The sequence below is a fragment of the Snodgrassella sp. W8124 genome (assembly GCF_016100875.1).
GTDB classification, from domain to species: Bacteria; Pseudomonadota; Gammaproteobacteria; order Burkholderiales; family Neisseriaceae; genus Snodgrassella; species Snodgrassella alvi.
In genome coordinates, this window is record NZ_JACFRP010000001.1 from 129290 (window position 1) to 147118 (window position 17829).

Consider the following 17829-nt stretch of genomic DNA (forward strand, 5'->3'; position numbering starts at 1 on the left):
AAGCAAATCAGGTACAGGTAACTTGGCATTAAAGTGTCGCAAAAGCTATTATAGCGTGAGATAATATAAAAACAGGTTTAGTGAAAGTTAAACGCCAATTGCATTTATTTAAGTATACTTGTAGAAATTTTCATAATGAATAGGCACACGCTTGACGGCATTGGTGCATTACCGGTGAGGGTACGGGATTGAAAAACGCAAATAATTTAAAGATCATCGCACTGTCTTTATGTATGTTGGCCAGTGCACCTGCATGGGCAGGTCTGGGTAGCTTACAGGTTAATTCGGCGCTGGGAGAGCCGTTCTCAGGTAGTATTGTGGTAACTGGTGATGAAGCCAAAGCAGCATTGCACGGGCGACCTGCTGTTTCCGGAGCTCCGTTACAGGTGCGTGTAACAGCACAAGGACAAAATGCCGTAATTCATTTGCGCTCCAGTAAACCTGTGCATGATCCGATGCTGACTTTCAGTCTTGCTGCCGGTAGTCAGGGGCGGCAGTATACTGCGTTGCTGGATCCACCTGAACGCCATTATTCGGCTGGAAAAAATAAAGCAACCGGCAAACATCCTAAATCTGTACATTCTGCACCAGTGCGTTCTGCAAGAGAAAAATCTGCAGCACGAGCTACTGTCGCACTGCAAAACGGCCTTGCTTCCGAAAATGCGGTAGTGAAATATAATGTCGATAATAATGAAACCTTGATGGATGTTGCGCGTAAGGTACGGCCGCAGGGACTGAGTTTAGAGCAGACCATGCATGCTATACAGGTTGCTAACCCGAATGCTTTTCGTAACGGTAATCCTGATTTGATGTATCGCAATATTAGTCTGAATATTCCTTCTACTTCACAGCTGAAAAAATTATCCAAAGTACCACTTAAAACAGCTGTAAAACCGGAAGTGACACAAAATACAACACCGGCGGTAACAAAAGAAAAAGACAATCCCAAAGTAGCCGCTAATACCAGAGATACGGCTGCGTCGGAAGCTCAAACTAAAGAAAACACTGTTAAAGCAGAAACATCAGCAGCGTCTTCAGTTCCTGCTCAGGCTTCAGCCACTATTCAGGCTTCAGAAGTTGCACAGGCTTCAGCTCCGGCTGCAAGTGCGGCATCTGTGGTGAAGGCAGTACCTGTACAGCCTAAAGTTAATACACAACCTGTTCAGCCTGCAGAAGAACCGGCTGAAGAATCCATGCTGCCTTCATGGTGGCCATATGCTCTGGCCGGTTTGGCCGGTGTTCTGTTGATTGCTGCCTTACTCTGGCAACGAAGCAGAAAACGCAACAGCATAGAATACAGTACTGAGTATGATGAAGATTATTCTTCTGATGATGAAGATGATGATGTGGTATTTGAGACTGAACCTTCTGTAGTCAGTCAGTCTACATCTGTACCAGCTACTACAGCTAAAACAGCTGCGGCTGCTACAGCAGTAACGACTACAGCCAATGCTGCTGCAGATGACGACGATTGGTCGTGGCTGAATGATGCCGCTGCATCGGATAAACCGGCTCAGGCAGATAATAAATCTGCTCCTGCTAAGGAAGTACATTCAGAGCCTGTATCACAGGTACCTGATAAAAAAGTAACAGAAGCCAAGCAGGAAGAAGACGATACTGACTGGCTGAATTTCAATTTCACTGATAATACACCTGCAACTAGCGCAGATACGGCTGCACCGTCATCTGCTGAGCTGGATAGTAATGACGATTTATCATGGCTGGATCAGATTGATGCAACTGAACAGCCCGAAGTTCTGACTTCGCATGAACAACCGGCTGTTACAGAACCTCAGCAAGAGGTGGCAGACAATACGGATTTTGAATGGGTAGTTGCGGAAGAGCAACACCCGGATGAATCTCAGGCTGAAGCACATCAGGATTTTGTGTTACAGGATAACGCATCATCAGACAGTAATGATTTACAACCGTCAGATATATCCTTTAGCTCTGATTTGGATGCGGTTCAGCCCGAACAACAGTCTAAACCGGCAGCAGCAGAAGATGACTCATTAAATTCTCTGGCTGATTTGCAGTGGGATGAAGACTTTAAATTTGATGATGAATCTAAACAGGATACTTCTGCCCTTGAAGAAGTGCATTCCTCTATTGAGCAGACTTTGGCTCCGCATGATCAGCATGCATTTGCAGCAGAAGATGATGCCATTTCCACAGATATTGATTGGGATTCACTAGGAGTAAGTGATGATTCCGACAATCAACCCATTGTTGTTCCTGAGGCCGACACGGAAGAGATTGATATTCCGTCCATGGACTTTGCGCTTGAAGACGATAACTCTAAACCGGCACCAGCTGTTAATGCAACTACTGCACCAACAAGGCCGACCTCTTCATTTGCTACCGGTGATGGTGGGCAGGACTGGCTGGAACAATCAGCCAAACCTGAGCAGGTTGATAAACCTCTGACTCCTGAACAGCAGGCTATTCCATTACAAGCAAAGCTGGAACTGGCAAAAATGTATCTGGAAATGGATGATGCAGTTACTGCTCGTCAAACGTTGCGTGAATTGGTTGATGAAGCTAATGGCGCGATACTGGCAGAGGCACAAAATCTGTTACAGCAATTAGGTGGCTAATTCGCCTTATTTTGGTTGAATTGTCAGTTGCTTTAATTTCTGTATCTGAAACACTAAAATGGCCGAATTCTGTTTATGGAATTCGGCTATTTTATTTGCTGTAAATTTGCCGTATTTTTTAATATATTACGCATATAAATTTCAGTTATTAATTGATTTTATTGCGGTTTATAAGTTTGCATTTGAGGTGTATCAGCTTATGAAACAAGCTGAATAGAATTGTTAAGAAATAGGGTAGTGGTGCGTAATGGCGCGCAGAAGCGGGTTTTGTCGTCAGATAAAATCATTCTGAACTAATATATATTCTGATTTGACTGGACTATTAATGATGTAAGCGATTTATTACCAGGCAATTTTTTATTGCTGCTTTGCTATGAGTAATTATATAGGTTTCAAATATGAAGGCAGTTAACGGCTATGCGATAATAATGGATGTGGTTGATGTGATTTATTTGGATTAGAAACAGGCATGGTTGCTAACAGAGAAGAAAATCAGGTGATTACGCATGAAGGTGGTTTGCCTGTACAGCGCTGGGCATTAACTTTGGCTTATGATGGGCGTGCCTTTCATGGCTGGCAAAAGCAGCCGGATGGTTTGTATACTATTCAGTCGGTTCTGGAAGATGCTTTGAGTTCCATTGCTGCTGAACAAATCAATGTTGTGGTAGCAGGACGTACCGATGCCGGTGTTCATGCAACGGGGCAGGTGGTACATTTTGATACGAGTGCGCTGCGAAGTGCCGAAGCATGGTTGCGCGGTACGAATACAGCGATGGATAAAAATATTCGTATTATCAAAGCACAACCGGTAGCCGCTGAATTTCATGCCCGTTTTGACGCATTCGGGCGACGTTATCGTTATATGCTTGAATCCAGCAGGGTACGTATGCCGCAACTGCGTAGCCGTGTCGGCTGGACTCACTATCCGCTGAATATGGCGCTAATGCGTGAAGCTGCGGCAATGCTGGTGGGAGAACATGATTTTTCCAGTTTCCGCTCCAGTGACTGTCAGGCTAAATCACCGGTAAAAACTTTATATAAACTAAACCTTGTCGGCAGCCCGGAATTAATGGCGATCGATTTTTATGGCAGTGCGTTTTTACACAATATGGTACGTAATATTGTTGGTGCTTTGGTGTATGTGGGTGCAGGTAAATTGAGTGTGGCCGGCTTTGCTCAATTGCTGGCAGCCAGAAACCGGCGGCTGGCACCACCAACATTTATGCCGGACGGATTATATCTGACCGGTATTGATTATCCGCAGCAATGGGGTGTGGAAACAGCTGCTTTACCCGTATGGCTGTGGCCATATCTGGATTAATGCCAATATTGCGGGCAAGTTTCTAAAGGGGCAGAGGATGAAAATTCGAAGCAAGATTTGCGGGATGACCCGCGCTGAAGATGCAATACTCGCTGCCCAGCTTGGGGCAGATGCAATCGGACTGATATTTTTTTCTGGCAGTAAACGCTGTGTTTCTATTGAGCAGGCGCAGGCAATTACTCAGTGTATACCTCCGTTTGTAACAATAGTCGGGTTGTTTGTTAATGCTGCTACAACTGAAGTACAGGAAGTGCTGAGGTATGTGCCTCTGGATGTTCTGCAATTTCACGGGGATGAAAATGCTGAATTCTGCCGTCAGTTTCAGCGTCCGTATATTAAGGCAATAAGAGTACGTGAAACAGCTGATATTGAAGCTGCAGCAGCTACATATACAGATGCCCGTGCTTTGCTGTTTGATGCAGCTGTTGCCGGGCAGTATGGCGGTACAGGTCAGACTTTTGACTGGCAGATGCTGCCTGACAGGCTGGATATTCCATGGATACTTTCTGGTGGTCTGAAACCGGAAAATATTGCTTTGGCTATCAGACAAAGCAAAGCTATGGCTATTGATGTATCCAGTGGTGTGGAAGCATCGCCCGGAATTAAAGATGAGCAAAAAATGCGGGCTCTGATGGCGGCAGTTAATCAGTTTTCTGAATAAGTAATAATCTGATTTTATAATAAAAAATAAGAATTTTTATGCGGTATTTATTATTGCATAGGAACTAAAAGCAATATCCGCAAGTCTGATTTTTATTCAGTTTATTACTGAGCAATAAAAATATATTTATAAGGAAAGTGCGGTTCTGGTTTTGAAGATGAAAAGCCGGAGAGTGAAATCATCCTGTTTGAATATTATTTTTGTACTCAAACAAATATGGATGAAATGATTGAGCTTGTGGATATTCTGGTGCTGAAACTGGCTATATTACGTTTTATTGACAGATCATCATAACAGACCCGATAAAAATAATACTAACCAGTACGACTGATTTATTTTTCTGTTTTAAAACAGAAAAATAAAAGAAAATTTTGTATCGTGATTCTATTTTTCCAGATTTTTATTGGAAGTAATGTCTCGATGTTGGTGCTAGATTATCAGACAGCCGATATTGGTTTTATTAAGATTGGGCTTTTAAATAATGACAGCTATATCAATAAGCATGTAATCAAGTTCATGTTGTTATTTGAAACAGCGCTTATTTATGAATTTAACAACCTGTATTTTTTATTGGTTTTCGTTTTTAATATTGTATTGTCTGATACAAAGCATTTATGCTGTTCTGCCGCGGTATGCTGATATCTTTCTGGATAGCAGGGTTTATATTGGTGATATCGGGATTTTTTATTAACACAGAAGCAGAACTCTTTTATTTATTCCGGATTAAGTATGGATAACGGGATAATGGATTTAAAAGGTGATAATATGACCGGATAGTTTTACTTTGCGGGTAAATTGTCGCTCAATGGAAAAAAATATGGAAAATTATCACTATCCTGACGAACAGGGTTTTTTTGGTGAGCACGGCGGGCTGTTTGTATCGGAAACACTGATTGCAGCTTTGGCTGAATTAAAACAGGTTTATTATGAAGCGAAAGCTGATCCGGCATTCTGGGCACAGTATCATGAGGATTTAAAATATTATGTAGGCCGCCCCAGTCCGGTTTACTATGCACGGCGCTTGTCTGACTATCTGGGCGGAGCGCAGATTTATCTGAAACGGGAAGATTTAAATCATACCGGTGCACATAAAATTAACAACACGATCGGTCAGGCTTTACTTGCGCAGCGAATGGGTAAAAAGCGCGTTATCGCTGAAACCGGTGCTGGTCAGCATGGTGTGGCCTCTGCTACGGTAGCCGCGCGTTTTGGTCTGGAATGTACGGTATTTATGGGTACTGAGGATATCCGCCGTCAGGCACCGAATGTATACCGGATGAAGCTGCTTGGTGCTCAGGTGGTTGGGGTGGATTCCGGCTCATGTACGCTGAAAGATGCCATGAATGAAGCATTGCGTGAGTGGGTGGCACGGGTGGATGATACCTATTATATTATTGGTACCTCAGCCGGTCCGATGCCTTATCCGGAAATGGTGCGGGATTTTCAGTGTGTTATCGGAAATGAAGCAATACAGCAGATGCAGGAAGCCATCGGTCGTCAGCCTGATGTAGCAGTAGCCTGTGTCGGCGGCGGTTCGAATGCGATTGGTCTGTTTTATCCTTATATTAATGTGACTGAAACTCGTCTGGTAGGGGTTGAGGCAGGTGGTCTGGGCTTATCCGGTTCCCAGCATGCCGCGCCTATCAGCTCGCACAGCCCGATGGGGGTATTACACGGATTCCGGGGTTATCTGATGCAGGACGAAAACGGACAGGTGATGAATACTCATTCTGTTTCCGCCGGTCTGGATTATCCCGGTGTGGGTCCGGAGCATGGTCTGCTGCATGATATTGGCCGGGTTGAGTACGAAGCCATGGGTGATGAAGCTGCTATGGAAGCGTTTCATTTGCTGTGTCATAAGGAAGGTATTATTCCTGCACTTGAATCCAGCCATGCGCTGGCATGGGCAGTAGCCAATGCACCGAAAATGAGTCCGGATGAAGTCATTCTGGTGAATCTGTCCGGCCGGGGGGACAAAGATATTAATACGGTTGCCCGGCTGGACGGAATTAGTCTGTAGTAAATATTTGTTGTATGTATGAATAAGAGTATTAAACTGTCTTCCGGTCAGATTTTTATGATGGCTCTGGCCATCGGTCTGGCCGTAGCCAGTAATTATTTTGTCTTTCCGCTGATAGAAGTAACTGCACGCTATTTCGGTATGAATGTTGCCAGTAGCGGCATGTTGATTACGCTGACACAGCTTGCTTATGCGCTGGGGCTGATTTTTCTGGTACCGCTAGGTGATTTGCTTGATAACAAAAAGCTGATTGTATCGCTGTATGTTGTAGTGGGTATCAGTGCGCTGCTGATAGCATTTGCTCCTGATTTATGGCTGTTTATTGCCGGTCTGGTAATGGTTGGCGCCTTTTGTACCGTGGCTCAGGTGCTGATGCCGCTGGCCGCCAGTCTGTCGGAACCCGAACAGCGCGGGCGGGTAATCGGTACGCTGATGAGCGGGCTGTTACTGGGTATTCTGTTGTCACGTACTTTTTCCGGTATGGTTGCCCATTGGTGGGGCTGGCGTACAGTATATATCCTCGGTGCGGCAATGCTGCTGTTAATGGCACTGATTTTGCAATGCAAACTGCCTCATGTCCAGCGTGAACACAGTACGCTGGGTTACTGGAAAACGCTGGTATCGGTTTGGTCGTTATTATGGCGTACACCGTTATTGCGGCAGCGTGGTGTGCTCGGGGCGCTGGATTTTTGTTTGTTTTCAGTGTTGTGGACACCATTGACGTTATTGCTCAGCCATGCACCTTATCATTTCAGTTTGAGTACAATTGGTTTATTTGGTTTATTTGGTGCGCTGGGGATTTTTGGTTCCAATGTAGGGGGCTGGGCTGCAGATAAAGGCCACACTTATGCGATGACAATAGTTTGTGCCTTACTGTTTTTGCTTAGCTGGTCACTATTGTATGCCGGAGGAGTGCATTTATGGGCATTGATCGGCGGGGTAATTTTGCTGGATTTTGCGATTCAGGCATTGCATATCAGTAACCAGTCGCTGATTTATCGTTCTGATCCGGCGCTCAAAGGCCGGATTACTTCCGGTTATATGAGTATGTATTTTATCGGTGGTGTACTCGGTTCACTTGCTTCTGCTATGGCTTATGCACACTATGGCTGGAACGGGGTTTCGTTGCTGGGCGGAGGAGTGGCAACGCTGATTTTGCTGTGTGCACTATTCTTTAAATGTGAACGTATATCTTAAATCTGTGCTGCTGAACTGATCTGGCTGCCGGCTGGCGATGGATTAGTTTCTGTGGTTGGTAATAATTATTATTGTGAATAGGATTATTTATGTCTAATCATGCTGTGATGACAGTGATTGGTAAAGACCGTATTGGTATAGTTGCTGAGGTAGCCACGCTGCTGGCAGAGCATCAGGTTAGTATTGTGAATATCAGTCAGCAGTTAATGGATGATTATTTCACTATGATTATTCTGCTGGATGCGGAAAAATGTACTTTACCGCGCTTAGAGTTCAGTAAATTTCTGGATAGTGAAGGCGAAAAACGGGGATTGCACATCCGTGTGCAGGATGAAGCATTGTTTAATGCCATGCACCGGATTTAGGAGTTATTTATGTCTTTTTCTATTCAGAATAATGAAATTCTGGAAACTGTACGAATGGTATCCGACCAGCATTTCGATGTGCGTACGATAACTATTGGCATTGATTTGCATGATTGTATTGATACAGATATCAAGCGCCTGAATGAAAAAATTTATGCCAAGATTACCCGTGTCGGTAAAAATCTGGTACAGACGGCAACTGAGCTGTCGGCTAAATATGGTGTACCAATTGTGAATCAGCGCGTTGCTGTAACACCTATTGCTCAGATTGGGGCTGCCACCGGTGCTGATTCTTATGTATCGATAGCACAGACACTGGATAAAGCGGCAAAAGCCATTGGTATTTCGTTTATCGGCGGTTTTTCTGCATTAGTACACAAAGGAATGAGTGCTGCCGATGAAATATTAATCCGATCAATTCCTGAGGCTATGGCCTGCACAGATGTCGTATGCAGCTCGGTAAATATCGGTTCTACCCGTGCCGGCATTAATATGGATGCTGTACGGCTGATGGGCGAAACCATCCGCCAGACTGCGGCAATCACGCCGGAAGGTTTTGGCTGTGCCAAGCTGGTGGTTTTTTGTAATGCGGTAGAAGATAACCCGTTTATGGCTGGTGCCTTTCATGGTGCGGGAGAAGCAGACTGCGTCATTAATGTCGGTGTATCCGGACCGGGCGTAGTATGTGCTGCGTTGCAGAATACACAAGGGCTGTCTCTGACTGAAGTTGCCGAGCTGGTGAAAAAAACCGCATTCAAGATTACCCGTGTGGGTGAACTGATCGGCCATGAGGCCAGTAAAATGCTGGGTATTCCGTTCGGTATTCTGGATTTGTCTCTGGCACCTACTCCGGCAGTGGGGGACAGTGTTGCCCGGATTCTGGAAGCGATGGGGCTGAGTGTCTGCGGAACGCACGGCACGACTGCGGCGCTGGCATTACTGAATGATGCTGTGAAAAAGGGCGGTATGATGGCTTCCAGCGCAGTAGGCGGACTAAGCGGTGCGTTTATTCCGGTATCTGAAGATGAAGGTATGATAGCAGCGGTAGAAGCCGGCGTGCTGACGCTGGATAAACTGGAAGCTATGACGGCGGTGTGTTCGGTCGGACTGGATATGATTGCTGTGCCGGGCGACACTCCGGCCAGTACATTGGCGGGAATTATTGCTGATGAAGCTGCTATCGGCCTGATTAATAGCAAAACTACAGCCGTGCGGGTGATTCCGGTTACCGGTAAGGATGTCGGTGATTACGTAGAGTTTGGCGGTTTACTCGGTCGAGCTCCGGTTATGCCGGTGAAATCCGGTTCCTGTGAGGTATTTATTAATCGTGGCGGACGAGTACCGGCACCGGTGCAGTCAATGAAAAATTAAGGAATGTGCTGTACCGCATGGTATGATGCAGGCTATGATAATCAGCACTGGCAGTGTTGCAGGCAGATAAAATCTGGCTGTCCGCAGGGAGCGGCAGGATGATGGCTGCCTGAATCAATACACTGCTAAAGTGTTCGGAAATGAGTTGAGAACATAATGAGTAGAATTCAACATACGTTTGAGCAGCTGCATGGACGGACTGCTCTGGTATCGTATATCACTTGTGGTAATCCGGATCTGGCTACAACAGTACAGCTGATGAAAACGCTGGTAGCCAATGGTACAGATATTATTGAACTGGGTGTGCCTTTCTCTGATCCGATGGCCGACGGGCCGGTGATTCAGTCAGCTGCCGAGCGTGCTTTACGCCAGAATGTGTCTCTGAATGATATATTTCAGGTGGTCAGACAGTTCCGGCAGGAAAATCAGACGACACCAGTGGTGCTCATGGGTTATCTGAATCCGGTTTATCATATGGGTTATGAACGTTTTGCCAGTGCTGCTGCGCAGGCTGGTGCGGATGGTGTGCTGACTGTAGACTGTCCGGCCGAAACAATTGATGATTTGCATGAGCAGCTCAGGAAATACGGGCTGGACTGCATTTTTCTGATTGCCCCTACTACCACTGATGAGCGGATTAAACTGATTGGCAGTAAGGCCAGTGGTTTTGTTTACTATGTATCACTTAAGGGAGTGACCGGTTCATCACAGTTGGATACGGCCGAAGTTTCGCGTAAAATTGATCATTTACGCCAGTTTATACAGGTGCCTATCGGTGTGGGTTTTGGTATTCGCGATGCCGACAGTGCCCGCCGTATCGGAGCAGTAGCGGATGCCGTAATCGTTGGCAGCCGCTTTGTGCAGACAATAGCCGAGCATACTGGTCATGAGGCCGAAGCTCTGGCTCCTGTTGTCGCTGAGCTCAGACAAGCTCTGGAATAATCTGTGTAACATCCTAATTCTGTATGGCGGCCTGTTCCGGCTGCCGGCAATAACCGGGAATAAAAGAATGAGTTGGTTAGATAAAATCCTGCCGCCTAAGATTAAAAAAGATGCAGCGGTTAAATCCGCAGGTATCCCTGAGGGATTGTGGCAGAAATGTCCGTCCTGTGCGGCAACTTTATATGCCACGGATTTGAAAAAGAATATGGAAGTGTGCCCGAAGTGCGGATATCATAATCCGGTGTCAGCACGGGAACGTATCAGTATGATGCTGGATGAAACCAAACAGTATGAAATTGGTAAAGACATTAAACCAGTTGATATTCTCAAATTCCGTGACAGCAAGAAATATACTGACCGCTTAAGTGCTGCCCGTAAGCTGACGCAGGAAGATGATGCGCTGCTGGTGGTACGCGGAACCATGAATGGTGTACCTGTGGTTGTGGCTGCTTTTGAATTCAACTTTATCGGCGGTTCAATGGGTTCTGTTGTGGGTGAGCGCTTTGTTCGCGGCGTACGTGAGGCGGTAAAACATAACTGTACCTTTATCTGTGTGGCCGCTTCCGGTGGTGCACGCATGCAGGAAGGTCTCAATTCATTAATGCAAATGGCTAAAACCTGTGCTTCATTACATTTGCTTGCTGATAAATCACTGCCTTTCATATCAGTATTAACCAATCCGACTATGGGCGGTGTGTCTGCCAGCTTTGCGTTTATCGGTGATGTTGTTCTGGCTGAGCCGAATGCTCTGGTTGGATTTGCCGGTCCGCGGGTGATTGAACAAACTGTACGTGAAACTTTACCGGAAGGCTTCCAGCGTTCGGAGTTTTTACTGGATAAAGGGGCAATCGATCAGATTGTTGACCGGCGTGAATTAAAAGATCGAATTGTTCGACTGATTGGTTTGTTACGCTCAGAAGCCAGTGCGGATGCCGCCTGACATAGTTTGTATCTGTATAATAGAATAATGGTTATAGCAATGCCCTGATATGTTTTTCAGGGCATTTTTATTGATAGAGACTAAAAGAATACATCAGTTAATTTTGAGCTATGCCTGTAACTGTGCCAGTAATACCGGTACATGGCTGTGGGCAATATCTTTGGCCGCCGTAAGCAGCCATAGTTGCTGATGCTGCTCATGCAGTTGCTTCAGTGTACGCAATGCTTCCTGTTGTTGTGGCAGGCTGAGTTCCTGCTGATACAGCCGGCAAAATTCCTGATAATGATTTTCAGGATTCTGGTGCAGCCATTTTCTGAGCTGGTCGGACGGGGCAACAGCTTTAATCCACTCAACTCCGCTTAGTCTGATTTTGCTGATACCGCGTGGCCACAGGCGGTCTATTAATACTGCCGGCTGCTGATGCTGATAGGTATATACACGTTGAATGTTATACATGGCGATTGAGTTTAACTCTGTAAATTATCAATCATAATTTTTAATATTTGTATCGGCAAGCATGGCAGTGTATCAGTAGCAGGATGGGTAGGCTGATGTGGTAAAAAAATAATAATCAATATCGGCCAGTGTCATGGTTCGAATGTAATAATCAGTATTGTGTATCGTAACCGAAAATTAAAAAGCAGCCGGTGCGGCTGCTTTTTTCTATGAATAATGCTATTTCTGATTTTTATTCAGTTCCTGCTCTAATTCATTTTTAAGCATTAGCCCGGAAATGGTTTTACCATTCGGGAAAACCAAGGTAGGTGTGCCATCAAAGCCATATTTATTGCCCAGTTTTATGATGTCAGCTACCGGATTATCACAATTGGCAACAGCAGCAGGTTCTTTGCCCTTGCGCATCCACTGAGTCCATGCGGTTGTACGCTCTTTCTGACACCATATCTGCACAGCCTTTTTCTGTGCGTTCGGATGTAAATCAGGCACCGGCATCAGGAAAGTATAGACAGTAATATTGTCTATCTGGGCAATTTCTTCTTCGAGTTTTTTACAGAACGGGCAGTCAGGATCGGAGAATACAGCCATTACTCGCTGACCATTACCGCGAACCTCTTTAATTGCTTTTTCTAATGGCAATTCTTTAAAGTCTATTTTGGACATATCGCTGACTCGCTGTTCGGTAAGATTTTTCCGGTGTTCCAGATCAATCAGATTACCAATCATAACATAGGCAGCATTTTCATCAGTATAAATAATCTGATTGCCGGTAATGACTACTTCATAAATACCTTGTAACGGTGTGGTATATACACCCTGTATATTTAATTCAGAACCCTTGAGCATTTTGCTCATTTTACTAGCCAGATTGGCATTTATTTTTTTACTGATTTCCGCATCAGCCGGGCGACCTGCGTCAGTTACATTATTGGCTGCTGATACAGATGCAGTTGTATTACCTGAGGCCGATTTTGCCGCAGAATCAATATTATGTACAGGTGTACCGTCGCATGAAGCAATTAGCGGTATGGCTAGTAGGGGGGCAAGCCATTGCCATAGATAAGATTTTTTCATATTGAAATTCTTTTTCTGTCTGTTAATGTATGCCCTGACTGAGAAAGGCATAAAAGTATCCAAGTGGGAAGTTTTGCTATTTTATCGCTAAACAGGATAAATCCGGCAGAACGCCAGACTAGCTGAAAACAACGAAATCTATAGTCTGTTTTATCTGCTTTTATGCCAGGCCTGTCCGGCTACGCGTTAGTATAAAGCAATCATGTTATAAGTGTAATGTTGTTTTGTAGTTAAACGGCTGGCGCAGCCAGTGGCTTCATGCCACAATACTTATCCGATAATTAATGTGAATTCTTGCTATGACTCCGATTTTGGCTTTCGACATAGAAACTGTGCCGGATGTAGCCGGCATTCGTGTTCTGAATCATTTGCCGGCAGAGGTCAGTGATGCTGATGTGGTGGAATTTGCCTTGCAGCAGCGACGAGCCAAAACCGGTAACGATTTTATGCAGCTGCATTTGCAGCAGGTAGTGGCTATTTCCTGCTGTATGCGCTGGGGTACGGATAAAATTCATGTGGGCAGCATCGGAACACCGGAAGACAGCGAAGAAACTTTAATTGCGCGTTTTTTTGAGCTGATTGAAACTCATACACCTCAGCTGGTGAGCTGGAACGGCGGCGGCTTTGATTTACCAGTTTTACATTATCGTGCTTTGATTTATGGCATCAGTGCGGCACGCTACTGGGATATGGGCGAGGGTGATTTTGGCGACAGCCGAGATTTTAAGTGGAATAACTATATCAGCCGCTATCATGCACGCCATTGTGACTTAATGGATTTACTGGCTTTATATCAGTCCCGTGCCTGTGTACCTCTGGATGATATGGCCAAACTATGCGGTTTTCCGGGAAAACTGGGTATGGACGGTAGTAAAGTCTGGGCAGCTTATCAGCAGGGCGAGCTGGCACAGATCAGGCACTATTGCGAAACCGATGCAGCCAATACTTATTTAATGTATCTGCGCTTTAATCTGTTACGCGGTTTTCTGGATGCAGACGAATATGAGCAGGAAATCCGTTGTCTTAAAGGTTATCTGAGTACGCAACAGGCAGTACACTGGCAGGAGTTTCTGAGTGCATGGGGCAGATCGGTCTGATTATCAAAACAAATAAGCTGAAAACTGAAATGATGATTTGTATGAGATGTTTTCTGAGATGAATATGCGCAGGCTGGTGCTGGTCGGCGTGGGGCTGATTGGCGGTTCGCTGGCACTGGATTTAAAACGTGCCGGACTGGTTGCTGAAGTGGTCGGCATTGATATCGATGCCGATAATCTGACCCGAGCACTGGAACGGCGGGTAGTTGATTATACCTATACGCAGATTAATGCAGAGAGTGTGGCAGAAGCCGATATGGTGCTGATAGCCACTCCGGTGAATACGTTACCGGCAATTTGCCGTCAGCTAGTTCCTTATTTATCTGAACATTGTATTGTTACTGATGTGGGCAGTACCAAGCAGCTGGCATTAAAAGCCTTTGCTGCTGAATTACCGCATCATTATCCGCGCTGTGTGGCCGCTCACCCGATTGCCGGTTCAGACCGGCATGGTGCACTGGCGGCGCAGTTTGGTTTATTTGCCGGAAAAAAATGTATTGTTTGCGCTCATGAACAGCAGGATGAAGCTGCATTACACACAGTTGTTGCTATGTGGCAGGCTGTGCAAGCGCAGATTTATCATCTGGATGCGGCACGACATGATGCAATTTTTGCGGCTGTCAGTCATTTACCGCATATGCTGGCTTATGCATATGTGCACCAGTTGGCCGAAGCAGCAAATGCCGATGAATTGTTGCAATTTGCCGGCAGCGGGTTTCGGGATTTTACCCGCATTGCAGCCAGTAATCCGCAGATCTGGACAGATATCTGTCTGGCTAATCGTCAGGTACTGGCTGGTTTACTCCAGCAGCAACAGCATGAACTGGCATATTTACAGGACTGTCTGCAACAAGGAGATGCACAAAAATTGACTGCTTTTTTTGCAAAAGCACAGAAAATACGCGAAGACTGGCATAATTAGTGTTCATGAACCGAAGTCAGCGGTAATGTTGTCCGACGACGGTTTGGTTTGGGCTAAGTTATGGTTAGATAAAGTGTTTTTTTATGCTGTTTGCGGGAAAAGATATGTGCAGTTAATGAATTTTGCGGTATTTTTAATTAAAATAACTATATTTTGTCGAATTAATACAAAATATGACTTGCTATGCATGCGTAGTTGAGGCATAATTCGCTTCGTTAAATCAGCTCCTAGTTGGTTTAACAGTTTCTCCTCTATTTCTCCTTTGTAGACTTGGCGCACACTTAATCGTGTGCGCATTTTTTTATCTTTTTTCTTTATGCTAATGGAATTTTAAAGCAGATGGTGTGTATTAATATTTTTTTGATGGCTGAGTAAATATAGCCTGATGTTTAGTTGCTTTCAGCTTCGGTGACAGAATTGTTCATTACGGCCTGAGTAAGTGAATTTACCAGACAGATATGAATACTGGTAAGCAAAGGTATTGGGTGCTGTCATGCAAATAGAATTAATGCCAGGATAAATTCTTTTGACCAGTTTAGTCATTAGATGACCGGTTTGATTGTTTCTGAGGATACTTTGATATGGACGCTAATATTTCTGGTGAAAGTAATCTGCAAATTTTGCTGCAATCTGCTTCTCCGCAGCATAATCCGGGCAAATATGTATTTTGTACTGTACAGCAGCCTGCACCAGCATTGCTGACCGCTGCTGTGGCGATTATGCAGGAAAACGAGGGTACTACGCTGGTTTTACCGCAGGCAGTTGCTGATGAGTATCAGCTGAATTATGAATATATTGCTGGCTGGATTACATTAATGGTGCATTCTTCGCTGGCAGCTGTCGGGCTGACAGCTGCTTTTGCGCATGCACTGGCACAACAGAATATCAGTTGTAACGTTATAGCCGGTTATTATCATGATCATATTTTTGTATCTGATGATGATGTGCAGCAGGCTTTGGTTATTCTGAATAATCTGGGTCAGGCATCATAGTCAGCTTATGCAATAGATAAAACTATGAATGATGATGTTCAATAACAGTGCTGGTGGTTTTGTTGAGCGGAGAAAGAATATAATTTTGATTGTTTCTATGCTTTGCTGAAACCAAGTACAGGTATTCAGGGTCTTATCAGTACGTAACCAAGCTGCGTAGCTGTAACACTGACTTGCATGCGTTCTTTTAACGTAGGGAGTGTTTTTAAAGTTTGGGCAGCAATCGTATCGACCCATTGATGCCATTCGGCATTAATTTTAGGATGATCATTCCAAAGGGGGGCGCCAGATACTAAAGGTTGTAATGCCTGACTCACTGTTGATGGATTTGGAAAATGTTGCATAGCCACTTCTGCCGTGTTCGCAAGTGTTGTTTGTACAAAAGTTAGCATAAACATTAAAGCCGTCAACTTGAATTTTATTTGTGATCCTTTTTATCTATATGAGATTGATTAAGCAAGATTGCCTGTTGCTTTTTTATATAAACTAAAACACAAGGCGGTAATGATGGCACCCATAATACAAATAATCGTGGCCGTGATAAAAATGCCACTAAACCCTAATTGGTCAAAGGTCATTCCACCAACACCAGCCGCTAAACCAATGGAAAATTGAATCGCGGCAACCGATAATCCACCAACCAGTTCAGCTTTATCAGCAAGCGTTCGAGTGATCCACGTTGACCAACCAACAGGGATAAATCCAAACACAAATCCCCAAGCAATCACTAATGTAGTATCCATAGTCACATTATCAGAACTTAAAAACCTATATTTAATAAATAAGAGCATGGCTATAGCGGCTAAAACTAAATGAATGGCGATCATCACAGGTCTAAAAAATCGACCAAGTAATAAACCCGCAACAAAGGTTCCGATGCAATTAGCGATACCAAACACCAATAAAATAAGGGTTAATGGACCGGCTTGTAGTGCTAAATTGTGCTCTAAAAACGGTCGCAGATAAGTAAAAAAGAGGTGATAACCTCCATAACTAAAAATTGTCCCGATAATGCCAAGAAAACACCAACTTTGCTTAAATAGGGCAAACATATTTTTAAAATTACTGCTTTCACGCGGCGGTAAAGATGGTAGGGTAAGCCGTTGCCAAACTAGCGCGATAAAACTTAATGCCGCAGCAATAAAAAACACATTACGCCAACCGACTAAATGACCTAAATAACTGGCAAGAGGCAGTGAAATAATCGTTGCAACCGACACTCCGGCATAGACAATACTTAATGCTCGAGGAATATCTTTACTCGGCGCTAATTGTAATACTACAGCAGATGCCATTGACCAAAATCCGCCAACACAAATCCCTAATAGCGCTCGACCAATCAGCATAATGAAATAATTAGGCGCAACAGCAATGAACAAATTGGATAATACTAATAAAATAGAAAAAGTGAATAATACTACTCGACGATTAATATTTTGGGTCATGGGTGCGAGAACCAAACTGGTGACTACCGCAAAAATCCCCACCATTGTGACGCTTTGGCCTGCTTGACCTTCAGTAATATTGAAATCTTGTGCGATAGGTGTTAATAAGCTAATGGGAATAAATTCCGCGGCAATCAAACTTGTTACCCCAATAAATAGCGAGAATATTGCTCCCCAATACGCCGTAGTTGGGGAATTTAATGTGTTATCTGACATGGTTAATCCCATTATTCTATTAAAGACGAATGAATTGAATGGTTGTTGAATGGGTCATAGTCTAAATAGCAGCTAAAGATATGTAAATTACTTATATTTTATGGTTATTTATGCTTTAAAAGCATGGGTATAAGCTGTATTTAATGTCATTAATATCAATAAAAAGGAGTTATAAGAATAAGCTCAGCAAAATAGGAGGATCATTTTGCTCAC

General features: G+C 44.3%; 16 protein-coding genes. 12 read left to right on the forward strand and 4 right to left on the reverse strand.

Features of this window, described 5'->3' with window-relative positions; translation table 11 throughout:
• Window positions 1-233 precede the first annotated feature (233 nt).
• The 9 genes from H3U73_RS00555 (at window position 234) to accD (ending at window position 11414) form a co-directional block, all read left to right on the forward strand.
• Window positions 234-2597, forward strand: a complete 2364-nt coding sequence (locus H3U73_RS00555; RefSeq protein WP_198189806.1) for a FimV/HubP family polar landmark protein — start codon at window positions 234-236, stop codon at window positions 2595-2597.
• Window positions 2598-3066: 469 nt separating this feature from the next.
• Window positions 3067-3918 carry a tRNA pseudouridine(38-40) synthase TruA gene (truA, locus tag H3U73_RS00560; protein WP_174830625.1) on the forward strand — a complete coding sequence of 284 codons (852 nt, stop codon included), beginning with the start codon at window positions 3067-3069 and terminating at the stop codon, window positions 3916-3918.
• A 37-nt stretch (window positions 3919-3955) separates the two neighbouring features.
• Window positions 3956-4579, forward strand: a complete 624-nt coding sequence (locus H3U73_RS00565; RefSeq protein ID WP_084551739.1) for a phosphoribosylanthranilate isomerase — start codon at window positions 3956-3958, stop codon at window positions 4577-4579.
• Between the two features lie 817 nt (window positions 4580-5396).
• On the forward strand, window positions 5397-6599 hold the full coding sequence (gene trpB / locus H3U73_RS00570; RefSeq protein ID WP_037393409.1) for a tryptophan synthase subunit beta: 1203 nt from the start codon (window positions 5397-5399) through the stop codon (window positions 6597-6599).
• Between the two features lie 18 nt (window positions 6600-6617).
• Entirely contained in the window at window positions 6618-7796 is a 1179-nt protein-coding gene (locus H3U73_RS00575; RefSeq protein ID WP_084551741.1) for an MFS transporter, read from the forward strand.
• Between the two features lie 89 nt (window positions 7797-7885).
• A complete protein-coding gene (locus tag H3U73_RS00580) occupies window positions 7886-8161 on the forward strand; it encodes an ACT domain-containing protein (RefSeq protein WP_025331370.1) in 276 nt (91 codons plus the stop codon).
• Window positions 8162-8170: 9 nt separating this feature from the next.
• A complete protein-coding gene (locus H3U73_RS00585) occupies window positions 8171-9532 on the forward strand; it encodes a PFL family protein (protein ID WP_078475379.1) in 1362 nt (453 codons plus the stop codon).
• Window positions 9533-9688: 156 nt separating this feature from the next.
• The gene (gene trpA, locus H3U73_RS00590) at window positions 9689-10474 is read left to right on the forward strand and encodes a tryptophan synthase subunit alpha (protein ID WP_100125741.1); all 786 of its coding nucleotides are present in this window, start codon (window positions 9689-9691) and stop codon (window positions 10472-10474) included.
• 67 nt (window positions 10475-10541) lie between these two features.
• On the forward strand, window positions 10542-11414 hold the full coding sequence (gene accD / locus H3U73_RS00595) for an acetyl-CoA carboxylase, carboxyltransferase subunit beta (protein ID WP_025331368.1): 873 nt from the start codon (window positions 10542-10544) through the stop codon (window positions 11412-11414).
• Between the two features lie 108 nt (window positions 11415-11522).
• Here accD and H3U73_RS00600 read toward each other — a convergent pair whose 3' ends face one another.
• Together H3U73_RS00600 and H3U73_RS00605 are read right to left on the reverse strand one after the other, a co-directional pair.
• A complete protein-coding gene (locus tag H3U73_RS00600; protein ID WP_037393389.1) occupies window positions 11523-11870 on the reverse strand; it encodes a DUF488 domain-containing protein in 348 nt (115 codons plus the stop codon).
• A gap of 219 nt (window positions 11871-12089) precedes the next feature.
• Window positions 12090-12944, reverse strand: a complete 855-nt coding sequence (locus H3U73_RS00605; protein ID WP_084548355.1) for a DsbC family protein — start codon at window positions 12942-12944, stop codon at window positions 12090-12092.
• Between the two features lie 299 nt (window positions 12945-13243).
• Here H3U73_RS00605 and H3U73_RS00610 point away from each other — a divergent pair, with 299 nt between their 5' ends.
• From H3U73_RS00610 to H3U73_RS00620, 3 genes are all read left to right on the forward strand, one after another.
• A complete protein-coding gene (locus H3U73_RS00610) occupies window positions 13244-14041 on the forward strand; it encodes a 3'-5' exonuclease (RefSeq protein ID WP_084553690.1) in 798 nt (265 codons plus the stop codon).
• Between the two features lie 58 nt (window positions 14042-14099).
• On the forward strand, window positions 14100-14963 hold the full coding sequence (locus tag H3U73_RS00615) for a prephenate dehydrogenase/arogenate dehydrogenase family protein (RefSeq protein ID WP_198189808.1): 864 nt from the start codon (window positions 14100-14102) through the stop codon (window positions 14961-14963).
• A 581-nt stretch (window positions 14964-15544) separates the two neighbouring features.
• Window positions 15545-15955, forward strand: a complete 411-nt coding sequence (locus H3U73_RS00620) for an ACT domain-containing protein (RefSeq protein ID WP_198189810.1) — start codon at window positions 15545-15547, stop codon at window positions 15953-15955.
• A 125-nt stretch (window positions 15956-16080) separates the two neighbouring features.
• On the opposite strand, the gene H3U73_RS00625 is transcribed toward H3U73_RS00620, so the two are convergent.
• The gene (locus H3U73_RS00625; RefSeq protein ID WP_144235869.1) at window positions 16081-16347 is read right to left on the reverse strand and encodes a hypothetical protein; all 267 of its coding nucleotides are present in this window, start codon (window positions 16345-16347) and stop codon (window positions 16081-16083) included.
• Window positions 16348-16407: 60 nt separating this feature from the next.
• Window positions 16408-17616 carry an MFS transporter gene (locus H3U73_RS00630; protein WP_078475373.1) on the reverse strand — a complete coding sequence of 403 codons (1209 nt, stop codon included), beginning with the start codon at window positions 17614-17616 and terminating at the stop codon, window positions 16408-16410.
• Window positions 17617-17829 lie beyond the last annotated feature (213 nt).

Bases quoted from the DNA above. Each gene is read 5' to 3' on its own strand.
- H3U73_RS00630 (WP_078475373.1), bottom strand. From the start codon at position 17,616: ATGTCAGATAACACATTAAATTCCCCAACTACGGCGTATTGGGGAGCA.
- H3U73_RS00600 (WP_037393389.1), bottom strand. From the start codon at position 11,870: ATGTATAACATTCAACGTGTATATACCTATCAGCATCAGCAGCCGGCA.
- H3U73_RS00625 (WP_144235869.1), bottom strand. From the start codon at position 16,347: ATGCTAACTTTTGTACAAACAACACTTGCGAACACGGCAGAAGTGGCT.
- trpB (WP_037393409.1), top strand. From the start codon at position 5,397: ATGGAAAATTATCACTATCCTGACGAACAGGGTTTTTTTGGTGAGCAC.
- H3U73_RS00585 (WP_078475379.1), top strand. From the start codon at position 8,171: ATGTCTTTTTCTATTCAGAATAATGAAATTCTGGAAACTGTACGAATG.
- truA (WP_174830625.1), top strand. From the start codon at position 3,067: ATGGTTGCTAACAGAGAAGAAAATCAGGTGATTACGCATGAAGGTGGT.
- H3U73_RS00580 (WP_025331370.1), top strand. From the start codon at position 7,886: ATGTCTAATCATGCTGTGATGACAGTGATTGGTAAAGACCGTATTGGT.
- trpA (WP_100125741.1), top strand. From the start codon at position 9,689: ATGAGTAGAATTCAACATACGTTTGAGCAGCTGCATGGACGGACTGCT.
- H3U73_RS00575 (WP_084551741.1), top strand. From the start codon at position 6,618: ATGAATAAGAGTATTAAACTGTCTTCCGGTCAGATTTTTATGATGGCT.
- H3U73_RS00555 (WP_198189806.1), top strand. From the start codon at position 234: ATGTTGGCCAGTGCACCTGCATGGGCAGGTCTGGGTAGCTTACAGGTT.
- H3U73_RS00565 (WP_084551739.1), top strand. From the start codon at position 3,956: ATGAAAATTCGAAGCAAGATTTGCGGGATGACCCGCGCTGAAGATGCA.
- accD (WP_025331368.1), top strand. From the start codon at position 10,542: ATGAGTTGGTTAGATAAAATCCTGCCGCCTAAGATTAAAAAAGATGCA.
- H3U73_RS00615 (WP_198189808.1), top strand. From the start codon at position 14,100: ATGAATATGCGCAGGCTGGTGCTGGTCGGCGTGGGGCTGATTGGCGGT.
- H3U73_RS00620 (WP_198189810.1), top strand. From the start codon at position 15,545: ATGGACGCTAATATTTCTGGTGAAAGTAATCTGCAAATTTTGCTGCAA.
- H3U73_RS00610 (WP_084553690.1), top strand. From the start codon at position 13,244: ATGACTCCGATTTTGGCTTTCGACATAGAAACTGTGCCGGATGTAGCC.
- H3U73_RS00605 (WP_084548355.1), bottom strand. From the start codon at position 12,944: ATGAAAAAATCTTATCTATGGCAATGGCTTGCCCCCCTACTAGCCATA.